The organism is Pseudomonas sp. IT-P74, assembly GCF_949768175.1.
Lineage (GTDB): Bacteria > Pseudomonadota > Gammaproteobacteria > Pseudomonadales > Pseudomonadaceae > Aquipseudomonas.
Window position 1 is genome coordinate 1 of sequence record NZ_CATKQD010000061.1, and the last position, 456, is coordinate 456.

The 456-nt window shown below is 56.8% G+C and carries 1 protein-coding gene; it reads left to right on the forward strand.

Features of this window, described 5'->3' with window-relative positions:
• Positions 1 to 456: immunoglobulin-like domain-containing protein (locus ACM6J5_RS22360; protein ID WP_414929361.1), on the forward strand; the 456-nt coding region annotated here is incomplete at both ends.

Below are 456 nucleotides of genomic sequence, written 5' to 3' on the forward strand. Positions count from 1 at the left end.
TCAACAACACTCCAGCAGTCACCACGATTTCCGATGTGATCGACAAGGTCACGGTTACCATCGAAAGCGCTGGTCCTGTGCTGGAAGACCAGGCACCGACTTTCACCATCAAACTCGACCAGAAGCTGGATCACGACCTGACGGTGACACTCAGCAACGGCCAAACTGTGATCATCGCCGCAGGCGCAACTCAAGTTGGCTATGCATTGCCGGCGCAAGGTGATGACGTCTACAAGGATGGTGGTAGCGCCTCGCTGGGTATCGCTGATGCTAGCGTTGCCGGTAAGACGTTTGAGAATCTGGTCATTGGTGGCGAAGCCAAGGTCGAAATTACTGACACTGTCAGCGAAGTCATCGCGACCCTGACTGCGGACAAATCCACCGTGGCCGAAGGCGGCCAGGTCACCTACACCGTGACCCTGGCCAACGCGGCCGGCCTGCCGATCAATAACCATG